The organism is Acinetobacter sp. BIGb0102 (assembly GCF_003815055.1).
Taxonomy (GTDB): Bacteria; Pseudomonadota; Gammaproteobacteria; order Pseudomonadales; family Moraxellaceae; genus Acinetobacter; species Acinetobacter vivianii.
In genome coordinates this window covers 1-2,798 of record NZ_RKQE01000007.1, presented here as the reverse complement: position 1 = coordinate 2,798, position 2,798 = coordinate 1, and the positions used below count along the sequence as shown (strand labels likewise).

The following is a 2,798-nucleotide window of genomic DNA, read 5'->3' as shown; positions in this document are numbered from 1 at the left end:
ATGAGGCGAACGAGGGGAAGTGAAACATCTCAGTACCCTTAGGAAAAGAAATCAATTGAGATTCCCTTAGTAGCGGCGAGCGAACGGGGATCAGCCCATTAAGTTATGTGTGTTCTAGTGGAACGCTCTGGGAAGTGCGAACGTAGAGGGTGATATTCCCGTACACGAAAGGGCACACATAATGATGACGAGTAGGGCGAGGCACGTGAAACCTTGTCTGAATATGGGGGGACCATCCTCCAAGGCTAAATACTCCTGACTGACCGATAGTGAACCAGTACCGTGAGGGAAAGGCGAAAAGAACCCCTGTGAGGGGAGTGAAATAGATCCTGAAACCGCATGCATACAAGCAGTGGGAGCACCTTCGTGGTGTGACTGCGTACCTTTTGTATAATGGGTCAGCGACTTATATTCAGTAGCGAGGTTAACCGAATAGGGGAGCCGTAGAGAAATCGAGTCTTAATAGGGCGTATAGTTGCTGGGTATAGACCCGAAACCAGGCGATCTATCCATGAGCAGGTTGAAGGTTGGGTAACACTAACTGGAGGACCGAACCCACTGTCGTTGAAAAGCCAGGGGATGACTTGTGGATAGGGGTGAAAGGCTAATCAAGCCTGGTGATAGCTGGTTCTCCCCGAAAGCTATTTAGGTAGCGCCTCGGACGAATACCATTGGGGGTAGAGCACTGTTTCGGCTAGGGGGTCATCCCGACTTACCAAACCGATGCAAACTCCGAATACCAATGAGTACTATCCGGGAGACAGACTGCGGGTGCTAACGTCCGTAGTCAAGAGGAAAACAATCCAGACCGCCAGCTAAGGCCCCAAAATCATAGTTAAGTGGGAAACGATGTGGGAAGGCATAGACAGCTAGGAGGTTGGCTTAGAAGCAGCCACCCTTTAAAGAAAGCGTAATAGCTCACTAGTCGAGTCGGCCTGCGCGGAAGATGTAACGGGGCTAAAACTATGTGCCGAAGCTGCGGATGTATACTTATGTATACGTGGTAGGGGAGCGTTCTGTAAGCCGATGAAGGTGTATTGAGAAGTATGCTGGAGGTATCAGAAGTGCGAATGCTGACGTGAGTAACGACAAAACGGGTGAAAAACCCGTTCGCTGAAAGACCAAGGGTTCCAGTCCAACGTTAATCGGGGCTGGGTGAGTCGACCCCTAAGGCGAGGCCGAGAGGCGTAGTCGATGGGAAATTGGTTAATATTCCAATACTTCTGTGTAATGCGATGAGAGGACGGAGAAGGTTAAGTCAGCCTGGCGTTGGTTGTCCAGGTGGAAGACAGTAGGCATGCATCTTAGGCAAATCCGGGGTGCTCTATGCTGAGAGTTGATAGCAAGCTGTACTTGTACAGTGAAGTGGCTGATACCATGCTTCCAGGAAAAGTCTCTAAGCTTCAGTTACACAGGAATCGTACCCGAAACCGACACAGGTGGTCAGGTCGAGTAGACCAAAGCGCTTGAGAGAACTCTGCTGAAGGAACTAGGCAAAATGGTACCGTAACTTCGGGAGAAGGTACGCTGCTGACGGTGATGGGACTTGCTCCCTGAGCTATTGGCAGCCACAGAAACCAGGCCGCTGCAACTGTTTATTAAAAACATAGCACTCTGCAAACACGAAAGTGGACGTATAGGGTGTGATGCCTGCCCGGTGCTGGAAGGTTAATTGATGGGGTTAGCGTAAGCGAAGCTCTTGATCGAAGCCCCAGTAAACGGCGGCCGTAACTATAACGGTCCTAAGGTAGCGAAATTCCTTGTCGGGTAAGTTCCGACCTGCACGAATGGCATAATGATGGCGGCGCTGTCTCCAGCAGAGGCTCAGTGAAATCGAAATCGCTGTGAAGATGCAGTGTACCCGCGGCTAGACGGAAAGACCCCGTGAACCTTTACTGCAGCTTGACATTGAACTTTGACCTTACTTGTGTAGGATAGGTGGGAGGCTTTGAAGTACGAACGCTAGTTTGTATGGAGCCGTCCTTGAAATACCACCCTGGTAATGTTGAGGTTCTAACTCTGTCCCGTAATCCGGGACGAGGACCATGTCTGGTGGGTAGTTTGACTGGGGCGGTCTCCTCCTAAAGAGTAACGGAGGAGTACGAAGGTGCGCTCAGCGTGGTCGGAAATCACGCGTAGAGTATAAAGGCAAAAGCGCGCTTAACTGCGAGACCCACAAGTCGAGCAGGTACGAAAGTAGGTCTTAGTGATCCGGTGGTTCTGTATGGAAGGGCCATCGCTCAACGGATAAAAGGTACTCTGGGGATAACAGGCTGATACCGCCCAAGAGTTCATATCGACGGCGGTGTTTGGCACCTCGATGTCGGCTCATCTCATCCTGGGGCTGAAGCAGGTCCCAAGGGTATGGCTGTTCGCCATTTAAAGAGGTACGCGAGCTGGGTTTAGAACGTCGTGAGACAGTTCGGTCCCTATCTACCGTGGGCGCTGGAAATTTGAGAGGATCTGCTCCTAGTACGAGAGGACCAGAGTGGACGAACCTCTGGTGTACCGGTTGTGACGCCAGTCGCATCGCCGGGTAGCTATGTTCGGAAGGGATAACCGCTGAAAGCATCTAAGCGGGAAGCCTACCTCAAGATAAGATTTCCCTAGGAATTTATTCCTCTAAAGAGCCGTTCGAGACTAGGACGTTGATAGGTTGGGTGTGGAAGCACGGTGACGTGTGAAGCTGACCAATACTAATTGCTCGTGAGGCTTGACTATACAACACCCAAACAGTTGTTGTATTCAAGATAAATTCAATACATAACTTGATTTAGTGTAGAAACTAGTTACAATAC

Annotated in this window: 1 rRNA gene (running past one end of the window); it reads left to right on the top strand. The window is 50.4% G+C overall.

Annotated features, from left to right (window positions below):
• A 23S ribosomal RNA gene (locus EC846_RS02725) occupies window positions 1–2,721 on the top strand (it extends 167 nt beyond the left edge of the window).
• Window positions 2,722–2,798: the final 77 nt, after the last annotated feature.